Origin of the sequence: Fluviicola sp., assembly GCF_029266855.1 — a bacterium.
Lineage (GTDB): Bacteria > Bacteroidota > Bacteroidia > Flavobacteriales_D > Crocinitomicaceae > Fluviicola.
Window position 1 is genome coordinate 218,925 of record NZ_JAQSWB010000002.1, and the last position, 12,617, is coordinate 231,541.

Consider the following 12,617-nt stretch of genomic DNA (forward strand, 5'->3'; position numbering starts at 1 on the left):
CATTAATTCGTAATTACAGCTGTGTTCCCTCCAGGAAGTAGAACGGATAAACCATACTGCTTCGGCTGTTTGTTTGTCGAATAGTGAATTCGATCTTAATCCATAAGATTCCCTCCATCGCATCACGGATTTCCACATCCACAGAATCTGTAGTAATCCGCGGTTCACCTTCGCGAATAGCCTGTTCGATGATGTCTATGATCATGGTGCGTTCCGAAAGATCAATCTTTGAGAATACCCATTTATCAATCGGACAACCGTAGTTGTAGCGGAATACGCGTTCCCCGGGAATGGTTGAAAACAGGATTCGCAAACTTTCCCAAATATCTTCTTCATCGGAAACCAGGTGAACGCCGCGCTGATTGAATCGCACGGGAAAACCCCAACCGGTTCCTAAATATGTTTTGTCTTCCATTTTATCCTCCAATTAGTACGGTTGGACATCCAAGTACGATTGCTCCTCCGTGTGCACAGGTGTCACCCATGCGGGCAGCGGGTTTCCCACTGATCATGACGGTTGCCGATCCTTTGACAATGCTGTCGGGCGGACCAACACAAACACACATATCACCCATAACAGCCGCAGGCAATCCGCCGATCAGAACTGTTGGTGCTCCGGGTCCGGTAATTGGTCCGCCAACGTGTGGTACAGGAGGAACTCCCGGTGTCACCATCGGGCAAGTGTGCATATCTGTTAATCTGGCTGCTAAACTCATCGTATCTTAATTGATCATTACAATTGCTCCTTTCACTGCCGTTTGACCGGCCGCAGAGATTTCTGCCGAAGCATTTCCTTTCGCTGTAAAACTGGCATCGGCGGTCAGCTCTACATTCGTGCCTTTTACGGCTACGTTCACTCCTGCCTTCACATTAGCGTTTGTACCCGCATCTACTTTTACTTCTGTTCCGGCTTTGATCGTAATTTCTTTGGCCGCCTGGATCAGGATTCCGCTGTCGGAAAGCACGATTTTGTTTCCGTTCTGATCTGCCAGGGTGACGGATTTGTCCTTATCACTCAGCACCACTTTATTAGCTCCCGGAGTTGTTACCGTTACAACCTTGTTTTCATCGTCCATTTCGAATTTGATACCGGCTTTGGTTTTCAGAAGCTGAATCGGGTTTTTGGCATCGATCTCTAGTGGAGCTGTATTGGCCGAACTATACATGCTTCCCAAAATAACCGGGTAAGTAGGGTCGTTGTTGAGAAAACCGAGTACCACTTCATCGCCGACGTTGGGAATAAAAAATGCTCCGAAACTTTTACTGCTCCAGAAATTGCTCATGCGCGCCCAAACCATATTTTTATCGCTGTTCAAAAGTGGAATTTCCACCTGGATCCGGTATTCTTTACCGGGGTCGCCATCAATTTTATGAACCACTCCAATGTGTAAACCTTCAATTCCCGGAAGAAGCCCTGAAGCGGGAGGAGCTACGACATCCGGATTTTGAGTTGCCATTTCGGGGTTGATTCCCATCCCTGCAGTTGTTAACCATTCACCGTCCTGGATTTCGTGTTCTACAGATCCGATAAAGGCATCTCCGTTGAATCGCTTTCCAAGTCCATCCAGGGTGATCAGGCATCCTGGTACCGCAAGTGAACTTCCCTGGAACTTGATTTCGCCCTGGATCCGGGCTAAACCGGCTTTCAATGACTGGGCATCTGCCCAGGCCTGGAGCTGTGAAGAATCACCGTAACTTTCGGTTTGGATTCCCCAGCGGTCTCCACCGATGGCCTCCGATAAAGCCGAAGCTGTCTGATCTCCCTGTTCATTTAAAGTTTGTGTAGCTGATGCTGCGGTAATAACTGCTTGTGTAGCGATATCCCAGGCATAGGCATCAACCCCCAATGTCTGATCGGAAGTTTGAAGTTCTCCCCGGAAAGAGATGAGGTCTTCGCCATAGGTTACTTTCAGGACCGGCGAGCCCGAAACAACCGGTTTGATCACCTTTACATTAGCCCCATCCGAAAGAACAATTAAGCCGTTTGCATCTGCGCGCGAGCAGATGAAATCCCAATCGGAGCAGTAATATTGGACCATTTCCGGGTGAGTAACCGTGGTAGCATCTACCGTAGGTGTAACTCCGGAATAGGTGCCGAGTATTTCATTGATAATAGCACTGTCTGTTTTTTGGTCGAAGAAGTTGTTTTTCCGCGATAAAGTTGAGGGAAATACCAGATCGGCACACTCAATTTCTAAAGTTGTCGCTCCTTCTTCCGGAATATCTACGTTGTGTGCAATAACCACTCCTTCGAAAATGATGTGTTCATTGCTTTGGTAGCCCGCTTCAACACGGACTTTTTTCCCGGGAGCGAATGTTTCGTCGTCGCTTTCCGGAATTTCCTTGGTGGGCATATTCCCGGCTTCAAAAACCAGGGTTGCCCGACTGATACGATTGACTTCTTTTCGAATCCGGATAGAGACCGCTTCGAAAACATCACTTATTTTGCTTCCATCACTGTAAATGGAAAAAGTTACAAGGCCTTCACTATTTTTTTCCGGTGATACACTCATTTTCTTGCTAATGGAGGGAATTGAATTTTTGTTCCCGGTTCAATCTTGCGGAATTCACTCAGGTTATTGTATGCAGCTATTTCATGACAAAAAGAGGCGTCGCCGTAAATTTCATCACAGTAACGGGCAATGCTGTCGCCCGCACGGAATGTAATTATCCTGGAAAGATCCGGGGAGTTCATTTGTGTCGTGTCTTTGTCAAAATAACCTGCAAATGAGAAAGTAACTTTGACTCTTAAAGGTTTTCCGTCGGGTGAAAATAAGCTGTAATCATAGTTGATGCTTTCAACTCTTCCCCGGAAGATAAAGGTTCCCCAAATCACCTTGGTGTAACTTGGTTCGTGACTTTCCGAATTGATGCGATAAATGGCTTTCTCCAATTGATTGATCCGGTCTTTGATCTTTCCTGTTTTACTTGGAATGATTCCGGTGTCATCCATTAGTACATCAAAAGAGAGACTGTCAAGCGACTGAGACTTGAATTTTTTCAAATTGGCTACCCCATGAGCTTCTCCGTTCGCGGAATAGTTCAATTTTTTTCCAAGTTTCAAAGTTGCAGGATTCACTTGTGTAGTGAATTCCCCGCTTTTCTTTGACTCGGAATAACTCTGAGTCTCATACCCCAGGATCTTCAGCTTGACTAATTCACCCATTATCGATCTCCTTTTTTGATTCGTTGTTTGCGCAATGTGTCCTGAACCTCTCTCAAAATATCTTTTTTGAGTTTGGCTACTTTTAAATCAAGATCACCCCTTGAGTTCGTTTTTCGCTCAATGGTAGTCCGTATACTGATTTCTTTGATAATTATTGACATAGTATTAAGAACGTTTCAGGGTCGTGTATGCAAATTCAAGGGTTTCGATCAAAATGGTGTTGGATTGTGAATCGAGACCTGCGACATCCCATTTAACCGGGTATGCTTTTGAGCAGGTCCAGGTGTAAACGGGGGTTCCGTCCTGACCCAGCAAATTCACAATGATATCCCTTGGAACAATGGTTTGTGAAAAATCACCTTCCATTATTTTTTTGATCCAGACAACATCATTGCGGTTAATGGGATTCAGGGCTCTTTTCAAAACCAGGTTACCATGCTTCACTTGTTTGGGAAGGAGGTGCGTATATTCATTCACACCCCCTTCTTTAACACTTTCTGTTTCTATTTCAGCTGATAATCCAGTCACTTCTTTGAACGCAAACTCTTCATTTCCAATTTTCACCTGGAAATAAAAAGCAACCGGAAGTTCCCATTTTTGCTTACTCATGATACATTAATTATTAACTGTTAGCGATTGTTAAGCCTTCATGCGCAATCTCAACAGTCTCAACTGCAACTTCGTTACCATCTGATTTCATATCGGTTCCGGTAATTTTGGTTGGCCAGGCATTGTTGAGCGTCCATACCATTGTCGGTGCTCCGGCTTCATCCAATAAACTGATAACTACTGTCTGACGTTCGATGGTGTTCATTTTGATTTTGTTGAACCAATCCCAGAATCCGTTGTCTTTCACAAAAACTCCTTTTTTCAGGGTTACGTTCCCGGTTTTCTTAATTCCCGGCATTTTAATAGTTGAAAACTCTTTACTGTTTCCATGTCTGTACTCAATGATTTGAGCTTCGATGTCCAGTCCGGATACTTCTTGAAACGGAACTTCTTTATCACCTAATTTTACCTGAAAATAAAACTTCGGTAATGGCCATACATTATCTTGCTTGTCTCCTGCCATGATTTCTTATTTTTTAATTTAATTCGATTAGTACTTGGATTTAATCCAATTTTCCCGATAACTATCGGGATTCAATTTTGAATTATTTTAGCTTTTCTGCATTTGTTGCTGGAATGTGATCTCAATGAACTCTGCTGGTCTTGAAATTGCTACCAGAATAGTAATGCGCATAATTCCTTCCAAGATGTCTTCCGGGGTCATGGTATCGCCCAGTCCGATGTGCACGCTGAATGCATCTTCCGGACTTGCTCCTGCCAAACCGCCTCTTTTCCAGATTCCGTTTAAGAAATTACTGATCATACTTTTTACACTTACCCACGTGTTTGCAACGTTCGGTTCGAATACATAAGCTTTTGAAGCATTTTTAATGGACTCCTCCAACATGATCATGGTTCTGCGTACATTGATGTATCTCCAGTCCAGTGAATTCCCATCCAAAGTACGTGCTCCCCAAACTTTTACTCCTTCACCTACGAAATAACGGATCGCATTCACTGCTTTACCATCCATCGGAACGTTTAAGTCTTCCTGGTCTCTGAAAGAAACACTTACAGTCGGACTGATTACATTAGCAACCCCAATGTTTGCTGGTGCTTTCCAAACCTCTTTTGTCCCATCTACCAAAGAGTAGATACCTGCCATAGCAGTTGAAGGCGGAAGCATGTTTACGATTAACAGCATTTCACGCATTAATTCACTGTAAGCTGAAGAGTGACGAGCCAGTACTTTATGTGTAGTTTCAATATCCAAAATATCTAGTGTCGGAATTTTCGCTTTGTTCACATTCGCAATAAAGTCTGTCAGTTTTCCGTCTTTATCAGTCTCGGTAAGAATTGCTGAAATGGCATCCGGATCTTCAAAGTTCAGGAAACTGATATCGGTGTCCGGAACAATGGAAGTGTTTAACCATGGGTAATAAACTGCACCGTAATCTAAAAACTCGGTAAGAATTTTCTCACGGAATTCAGTGATATTCTTGTTGTCAGCATCATCCCGGTATCCGTCGAATACATCAAAAATAGCCACGCGGTTTTGCATTTCTCTACCGCAGTGTTTCAGGATCTCTACCTGAACATTCGAACAGCTGTCGACTGTTTCCAGGAAAACTGCTTCGGGTGCCAATACCATGGTTGGTTCCTGCTCTTTCAAAAGTGCAGTGATTCCTCCCATCAATTTTGCTTCTACCAGGTCATTTTTATACCCTTCGTCAACTGAAACAATGTAACAGGGGCCACCGCCATTCGCGAAGAAAAAACGCATCTGGTAGTAGAAATTGTACTTGTCGTTTCTTTGAACAGTGAACTTCTTGCCGTTTAATTCAAGCGCGGCAATTCCCAGTTTCGGATCTGCATCATCACCTTCTTTCGCTTCAGAAACTGAAAATATTGGAGTTGGAGCTCCGCCAAAATATTGTCTGAATTCTGCTAAAGAGCTCACTTTCCATGGCTTGTTTAACAAGGATTTGTTTCCGTCTTTGGCAAACTCCGTATACCCGATAAATGCAGGTACGGCAGTAGCAGCTTCGACAACGGAATTGGGAAACGCGTTCTTTTCAACGACGTATACTCCGGGTGTTTTCATTGTACTCATATTTGGATTTATTGTATTGATTTATAAATAGATATAACTTGTTATGGTGTCCTTCGGACTGAAGGGTGAAAGTGATTGAACGAGTGGGAAATCGGGTAGTCTGCTCAATAAATTCTCGCCGCTTTTTCGGAGCTCCCACAAGTGGAACTGGTAGGCGCTTTTTTGTTTGAGCGGCAACGTCTCGGATGATACGAAGCGGTAAAGTGTTTTTTCTGTTCCCGGAAGGCTTAACTCTTCCCGTTTATCAAATAAAACCTTTCCGCGCTGTTCGCGAACTTCCAGTGGATCCATCGCATATGTCTGGGAAGGAAATACTAAAAATTCAATATGTTTTAAGGCACTGTTCAGTTTTAGTTCGATCGTTTCCGGGTTCGTAGCACTGAGCCTTTTATCAGTGACCGGAATGTTCAATAATTTCCAGGTTCCGTCTTTGTTGTAATCGGTGAGTGACCAGTCGGAATCATCCGTGGTAGCTTGATCAGTGTAATAGTAGAAATCTGCTTGCTTGGTTTTCAGCTGGAAACACAAAGTGACATCACTTTCCAGTTGGAGTTCATTTTCTGAAATGAGGATCCAGGTACACGAATTCTGCTGTTTGAAAAGTATTCCGGCTTTTTCAAGTTCCCGTTTCGTAATTGAATTCGGTTCAAGGAGCAAGCCACATTGCTGCGTATCAAAGTATTCATGTACTATAACAAGCTTCAGCCAAATGCGGTATGAGTTCTCCCGGATCATTTCAATTGAGTATTGCTTTGAGGTTTAGAAATAATGTAGGAAAGATCCATGATCTCTCCGGCGTCTACTTCCAGTAAGCGGATCTTGCAAAGCACTGACGGATAATAATTTTCACCTGAAATACTCCAGAGATTCGAAAGTTCATGCATGCTGAGATTCACAACTTCCAAAGAAAAAACAAGGCCTTCGTTGGAGCCTCTTACCATGTTGTTTTTTTGAATAAAAGCAACTACCGCTGAGAATAAACGAAGCGATTCTTCGTATTGCTTTTCCTGGAAAATAACTGAGATCAAAATATTCAGATTGATTTGCCACGAAGGAGCGCTTTGAGCCGAAGTGGAATCGGAAACTGTTCTCCGCTGAAAATTGACTCCCCCGGCTGTTTCACGTTCTAAACCAGCAAGCGTGATTGCAACGCGGTTCGGAAATGCTTTTGCTGTGTCTTTGATGGGCGAGATAAATACAATATCTTCTGTTAACCTGAAACGGATTTTCAAGTAATCATTCAATTGTCCGGAAAGCAGTTGTAGTGCCTCGAAAATCATTTCAGTGAAGGGTTATCATTTAATTTACTTACAAGGATAAGTTTAGATGGCGAAGTTTTATTTCGCCATGTATCTTTTCTTTATTTTAAAAAGAACATCACCGAGAATGGCTCGCTGGTCCGGTTTTAAATGCCTCGAAGCAATACTACAGACGCTTTCCAGCAAGTCAACTTCAGATAGGTTTAGTTGCTGATAACCAAACTGGTATTCGGAATCTTTGTAGAAATAGGCTTTCCGCTTACTGCAATATTCAATGGGTGCGAAAAGGCCCAGGAAAGGATCGTCCTTCATGGAATTCAAATCCAGTTGAATAGTACGGCGGGAAACCTCATATCCGAGATTTCTTTTGCAGGTTTCAGTAATAGTAGAAGTTTTTACATAAGTATTCTTCTTCAGGAGCTCATCGATAATGGTATATCGGGCAATAGCAAATTTGTTTTGAGGCATGTTGTAATGAATAGTGATATTCCAATGGCTTCCAAAAGAATAATACCCCAAGATGACACCTGTGACGCAAGAGTTGTGAAATATGGAATAATGGTCTTTACCATTGAAATGAGTGAACAGTGAGCGCTAAAGGTAATAATTGTTTTAAACCGGCAACATTTCCGTCAAAAAATAAATGAAATTTTAAGAAGTGGTTGAATAAGTGGGGAATCAGTAATTATCAATTTTATACTTGTCAAGTATGTTAAATTCTAACCGCTTGATAATTAATAACTAACCCGTTTATAATTAATGATTAACCAAAAAGATCTCCTGTTTTTTCGATCAGTTTGGGAACTTCCAGCGATAAGCCACAGCTCTTATTCAGCTGCCTGATCAAATAATCCGTTAACTGTGGCGTATACAATTCATCGGGTTGGTGCATGTAGAAGTGAATTTCTCGGATGTCTTTTTGCTGCCACGATTTGATGCGCTTCACCCAATCGTCAATGCGCTCATAATCTGTCGGGTGAAGCCCGTTTCCTACGAAGCGTATGAACGTTACGGGAGAACTTACTTCCATGTGGGCACAATCTCTTCTTCCCGAAACATCTGTTATGACTGCTCCGACAGATAATTCATGCAGAACCTGGAATAATTCGCTTCGAATTTCAGAATCTTTAAACCAATCCGGGTGGCGAACCTCCAGAGTAATATCCAGGTCTTTGGGTAGTTTTTGCAGATAATTGAAAAGTGCTTCTCTTCGCTGCGGACCAAAACGCTCGCTTAACTGCAGGAACAAAGGGCCTAAATGTTCACCGAAGTTAACCACTGAGTCCAGGAAACGGTCTGTATCGGAATGTGCTTTTACACTGGAAAGATCGCTGTAATGACTGATTGATTGCGGGAACTTCGGACAGAACTTAAAATTGGTTCCGGCTGCTTTCTCTGCCCATTTTTGAATCGTCGCTGCCGGATAGATCTGATAATGGGTAGTATTGAGCTCAATCCCATTAAAGTTTCGGATATAATGATCAAGGTATTCGGATTCTTTTGTTTTGGCAGGATAAATCAGTCCGACCCATTCTTTCCGGCCCCATTTTGCTCCGCCAATAAATAATTCGGGCTGTTTGGCAGCTGGTTTTAACTGTTGCGTAAAAACACCATCTTCAGGTAAGCGAAAATTTACTTTCTCCAATAAAGCACGATCTGTTTTTCCGAATTCCATAGATTAAAGTTAAATCAAAAACGATTACCTTTCGTCCCCAATCAAATGATACCCATGAAAAAAACCATTATTTTCTGCTCTGTAATTGTTTTTGTAGGTCTGCTTTTTACCATGTACTATACGGCGACATTTTCAAAGTTTAATAAATCCGACTGGAATCATAAGCAATTCAATGGAACTTACGACAGGAGGGATGATATGCTTGAAGACTTGCTGAAAAATTATCACCTCAAAGGAATGAGCGTGCCTCAATTGAGAAGCTTGTTCGGATCACGTGATGCGGAGTTGTTTATGATAAATGATACGTTAAAAATGGAAATGATTATCTCAAGGGGAAATGGATGGAAGCCCTTAACCAAAAGCCTGGTGCTATACCTGGACAAAGATTCGATTGTGACCTCATGGAAGATAAGAAAATACCGCAAAAAAGATTTAAAGGAATTCAAACAACTCATTTTGAGATATAAATCTACAAGACAAGTTCAGTAATCCAATGTTACCTTAATGTTAAGTTTAAAAACTGTTCAAAAGTTCTTCTAACAAGCAAAAATTAAAAATCGTAACTTTCCGGTGTAATCAAAAACAGCAGATTGAATTTACCTGTAATTGGCTGAAAGTGAAAATGTTGTGTTATGGCTATACCTGTTAGACTTGTCAAAGATTTGATCGAATTCTCTGACACTATTCCGGATCTTCAGGGAACCGGTATGAAAGTATTCGCTTACGGAAAAATCAAGAATATTTACTGGCTCGCAAAAGACATTATTAAAAGTGTTGAGATCGTTCAGTACCGCAACCTGGAAGATTATTTTAATGCTGGAAGTGGTGATCCCGTTTCCCGCTTGTTTGGCCGCACAAATCTGCCGGCAGAAATTGAGTTCTTTATTAATCAAAAGGACGAATACCCGGCTTTGTTTGTGAATTAAGCAGAACTATTTTTAACCACGAAGCCCACAAGATTTTGTATACTTGGTGCATCGATATTTTCTTTAGAACACTTCTTTAACCGCTAAGAAACGGAGGTCGCAAAGTTCCTGAAATCCTCTTTGGGCCTTTGCGGTTAAATAAATTTTCACAATTTTTTGTTTTGAAAAACATTAAATAATATACCAATTGGTATTTAATTAGAAAAAAGACTTACATTTGTTCTTGAAATTGAATCAAAAATTCATGACAAAGGCAGAACGTACACGTCAGTTCATTATAGAAACAACGGCTCCGATATTTAACAGTAAAGGATACGAAGGAACTTCTATTTCGGATATTACGGCTGCAACCGGACTCACGAAAGGAAGCGTTTACGGGAATTTCAAAGACAAAAATGAATTGGCTGCCGCCGTTTTCGATTACAACCTGGAGAAAATAAGAAATGGGATCGTTAGCCGGTCTCTGGGATTAAAAGATCCTACGGAGCAATTGCTTGTTTATGTGGATTTCTATGCTGAGGTCTTTGATAAAGTGGTTATTGGCGGAGGTTGCCCGATCATGAATACTGCCATTGATTCGGATGATTCTAATCCCTTGTTGTATGATCGTGTTCGTTTGGCTTTAACGGATTGGCATGCACATGTGGAAAGTGTGGTGGCATACGGAGTAAAGAAATCGTTTTATGCTCCCGGAACCAATCCGGCTGAATTTGCGGATAACTTCCTGTCATTGATCGAAGGCGGTGTTTTACTGTCGAAAACCCTGAAGAACAAAAGACATTTAATGTCGAACTTGAATCTGATCCGGAAAATGATCGGGGAAATGACAATTTGATTTTTTTTACCTAAAAATATACCGGTTGGTATATTGTGGAATTACGAACGAGTTAAAAATAAAAAAAACGTGGAAAATAAAGCATACATTTTAGCAGCTACCCGAACAGGAACCGGAGGTTTTATGGGGTCCTTGAGCTCGCTTTCTGCACCGCAACTTGCTGCGGAGGTCATAAAAAGTGCACTGACAAAAGCAGGAATTGAACCAGCTAATGTGAACGAAGTGATTTTGGGAAATGTGCTATCTGCAAATATTGGCCAGGCTCCTGCAAGACAGGCAGCTCGTGCTGCAGGAATTCCCGATGAGGTGGATGCCACAACGATAAACAAGATTTGTTCTTCGGGAATTAAATCTGTTTCCTATGCGGTTCAGTCTGTTCTCTTGGGTACGAGTGATGTGGTGGTTGCCGGCGGAATGGAAAGTATGTCGAATGCGCCGTATTATATCGAAAACCACCGGGAAGGACATAAAACCGGTCACCAGAATATCATTGATGGAATGCTTAAAGATGGTTTGTGGGATCCCTATCACGATTTCCATATGGGAAGTGCTGCCGAATTAGCCAATACGAAATATGGAATCTCGCGTGAAGAACAGGATGAATATACCTTGAGATCATTTGCCAAAGCAAAAAGTGCACACCTCTCGGGAAGTTTTAAGGATGAAATAACGCCGCTTACGATTCGAACAAAAAAAGGAGAGTTTATTTATGATTCCGATGAGGATATCGAAAAGCTGAACCCCGAAAAAGTGAGCCAGCTGAAACCGATCTTTGAAACCGATGGATCAATTACAGCTGCGAATGCTTCGAACCTGAATGATGGTGCCGCTATTCTGATCATTGTCTCAGGGAAATTCCTGGAAGCACATAACTTAAAGCCTCTGGCCCGTATTGTTGCTTTTTCGGATGCTGCTCAGTCCCCGGAATGGTTCACAACTTCTCCGTCCATAGCCATTGAAAAAACACTTCAAAAAGCGGGGATTGGAATCGATGAGATCGATTATTTCGAAATGAACGAAGCATATGCGAATGTTCCGATTATTAATGCGCGTTTGGCAGGAGTTGATCCGGAAAAGGTAAACATCAAAGGCGGTGCGGTTGCGATGGGTCATCCTTTGGGAGCTTCGGGAGCCAGGATCCTGGTGACACTGACACATATCTTACAACAACAAAACGCAAAATATGGCATGGCTGCTATCTGTAACGGTGGGGGCGGCGCTACGGCAATGCTGATAGAAAATATACAAACGAGGTAAAATATCAAAGACTAAAAATGTAAGACCTCGGGCTTTTGACAGATTCTGTCTTTGATCTTGAGCCTAATGGTCTTTCAGTCTTCTTTTTCAAACAAACAAATAAATAAAACAAATGAAAACAAACGGAAACACAATCTTAATTACAGGAGGTTCTGCAGGAATCGGGTTCGAATTGGCAAAACAATTTTCTCAATTGGGAAACAAGGTCTTGATCACAGGGCGAAATGCAGACAAACTAAAACAGGCCGCTGATCAATTGGAAAATGTTATTCCAATTGCAGGAGATGTAACGGATCCTGAAAGTACGGATCGGCTGCTTGCTAAAATCAAAGAGGACCACCCCGAATTGAATCTGGTCATTAATAATGCAGGTTATACGGATGTGTATGAATTGGCTGCGAATGCAGGTGCTTACTCAAAAGCAAGTCGTGAGATGGAGACAAATTATTTGTCTGTTGTCAGTTTGACTGAGAAATTACTCCCGACATTATTAAAAAATGAAGATTCAGCTATTGTAAACGTTACTTCTATCGTTGCCTATTTTCCTCAAAAAATGCTTCCGACTTACACCGCAAGTAAATCTGCGTTGAAGGCCTATACGGATATTCTACGCGAGACTTTTGAAAACCGTGTGAATGTATTTGAATTGATCCCGCCTTTGGTAAATACAGAGTTTTCGAAGGAAATCGGCGGAGAAAACGGAATTCCGCCAAAAGAAGTTGCCGATGAATTGATCCGCGCTTTAGAGAAAAACCAATGGTTGGTCCCTGTCGGAATGTCAAAGGAATTTGTAACAGTATAAGTAGTTCAAAGGATTCAAAGTGTTCAATCAGATCA

Annotated in this window: 16 protein-coding genes; 5 read left to right on the forward strand and 11 right to left on the reverse strand. The window is 42.0% G+C overall.

Going from position 1 to position 12,617, the window contains the following annotated elements:
- Positions 1-13 precede the first annotated feature (13 nt).
- The 11 genes from K0S23_RS06395 to K0S23_RS06445 all read right to left on the reverse strand — a co-directional run bounded on the left by K0S23_RS06395 (position 14) and on the right by K0S23_RS06445 (position 8,762).
- Positions 14-415, reverse strand: a complete 402-nt coding sequence (locus K0S23_RS06395) for a GPW/gp25 family protein (RefSeq protein ID WP_300355599.1) — start codon at positions 413-415, stop codon at positions 14-16.
- A 1-nt stretch (position 416) separates the two neighbouring features.
- Entirely contained in the window at positions 417-716 is a 300-nt protein-coding gene (locus tag K0S23_RS06400) for a PAAR domain-containing protein (RefSeq protein ID WP_300355600.1), read from the reverse strand.
- Positions 717-722: 6 nt separating this feature from the next.
- Positions 723-2,513 (reverse strand): type VI secretion system tip protein VgrG, encoded by a 1,791-nt coding sequence (vgrG, locus tag K0S23_RS06405; RefSeq protein WP_300355601.1) that lies wholly within the window; start codon positions 2,511-2,513, stop codon positions 723-725.
- A complete protein-coding gene (locus K0S23_RS06410) occupies positions 2,510-3,166 on the reverse strand; it encodes a hypothetical protein (RefSeq protein ID WP_300355602.1) in 657 nt (218 codons plus the stop codon). Before K0S23_RS06410 ends, vgrG begins: the two co-directional genes overlap by 4 nt.
- A gap of 165 nt (positions 3,167-3,331) precedes the next feature.
- Positions 3,332-3,775, reverse strand: a complete 444-nt coding sequence (locus K0S23_RS06415) for a phage tail protein (protein ID WP_300355603.1) — start codon at positions 3,773-3,775, stop codon at positions 3,332-3,334.
- A 13-nt stretch (positions 3,776-3,788) separates the two neighbouring features.
- The gene (locus K0S23_RS06420) at positions 3,789-4,238 is read right to left on the reverse strand and encodes a phage tail protein (protein WP_300355604.1); all 450 of its coding nucleotides are present in this window, start codon (positions 4,236-4,238) and stop codon (positions 3,789-3,791) included.
- A gap of 87 nt (positions 4,239-4,325) precedes the next feature.
- On the reverse strand, positions 4,326-5,828 hold the full coding sequence (locus tag K0S23_RS06425; protein WP_300355605.1) for a phage tail sheath C-terminal domain-containing protein: 1,503 nt from the start codon (positions 5,826-5,828) through the stop codon (positions 4,326-4,328).
- 21 nt (positions 5,829-5,849) lie between these two features.
- Complete coding sequence (locus tag K0S23_RS06430) at positions 5,850-6,563, reverse strand: hypothetical protein (RefSeq protein ID WP_300355606.1); 714 nt, start codon at positions 6,561-6,563, stop codon at positions 5,850-5,852.
- Complete coding sequence (locus tag K0S23_RS06435; RefSeq protein ID WP_300355607.1) at positions 6,560-7,108, reverse strand: DUF4255 domain-containing protein; 549 nt, start codon at positions 7,106-7,108, stop codon at positions 6,560-6,562. Before K0S23_RS06435 ends, K0S23_RS06430 begins: the two co-directional genes overlap by 4 nt.
- Before the next feature lie 57 nt (positions 7,109-7,165).
- Positions 7,166-7,555 carry a hypothetical protein gene (locus K0S23_RS06440; protein WP_300355608.1) on the reverse strand — a complete coding sequence of 130 codons (390 nt, stop codon included), beginning with the start codon at positions 7,553-7,555 and terminating at the stop codon, positions 7,166-7,168.
- A 295-nt stretch (positions 7,556-7,850) separates the two neighbouring features.
- Complete coding sequence (locus K0S23_RS06445) at positions 7,851-8,762, reverse strand: DUF72 domain-containing protein (protein ID WP_300355609.1); 912 nt, start codon at positions 8,760-8,762, stop codon at positions 7,851-7,853.
- Between the two features lie 54 nt (positions 8,763-8,816).
- Here K0S23_RS06445 and K0S23_RS06450 point away from each other — a divergent pair, with 54 nt between their 5' ends.
- The 5 genes from K0S23_RS06450 (at position 8,817) to K0S23_RS06470 (ending at position 12,582) form a co-directional block, all read left to right on the forward strand.
- A complete protein-coding gene (locus K0S23_RS06450) occupies positions 8,817-9,251 on the forward strand; it encodes a hypothetical protein (protein WP_300355610.1) in 435 nt (144 codons plus the stop codon).
- Between the two features lie 143 nt (positions 9,252-9,394).
- Positions 9,395-9,688 (forward strand): hypothetical protein, encoded by a 294-nt coding sequence (locus K0S23_RS06455; protein WP_300355611.1) that lies wholly within the window; start codon positions 9,395-9,397, stop codon positions 9,686-9,688.
- Positions 9,689-9,932: 244 nt separating this feature from the next.
- Positions 9,933-10,523 carry a TetR/AcrR family transcriptional regulator gene (locus K0S23_RS06460; protein WP_300355612.1) on the forward strand — a complete coding sequence of 197 codons (591 nt, stop codon included), beginning with the start codon at positions 9,933-9,935 and terminating at the stop codon, positions 10,521-10,523.
- A gap of 69 nt (positions 10,524-10,592) precedes the next feature.
- Complete coding sequence (locus tag K0S23_RS06465; RefSeq protein WP_300355613.1) at positions 10,593-11,780, forward strand: acetyl-CoA C-acyltransferase; 1,188 nt, start codon at positions 10,593-10,595, stop codon at positions 11,778-11,780.
- 112 nt (positions 11,781-11,892) lie between these two features.
- Positions 11,893-12,582 carry an SDR family NAD(P)-dependent oxidoreductase gene (locus tag K0S23_RS06470; protein ID WP_300355614.1) on the forward strand — a complete coding sequence of 230 codons (690 nt, stop codon included), beginning with the start codon at positions 11,893-11,895 and terminating at the stop codon, positions 12,580-12,582.
- The last annotated feature ends 35 nt before the right edge of the window (positions 12,583-12,617 follow it).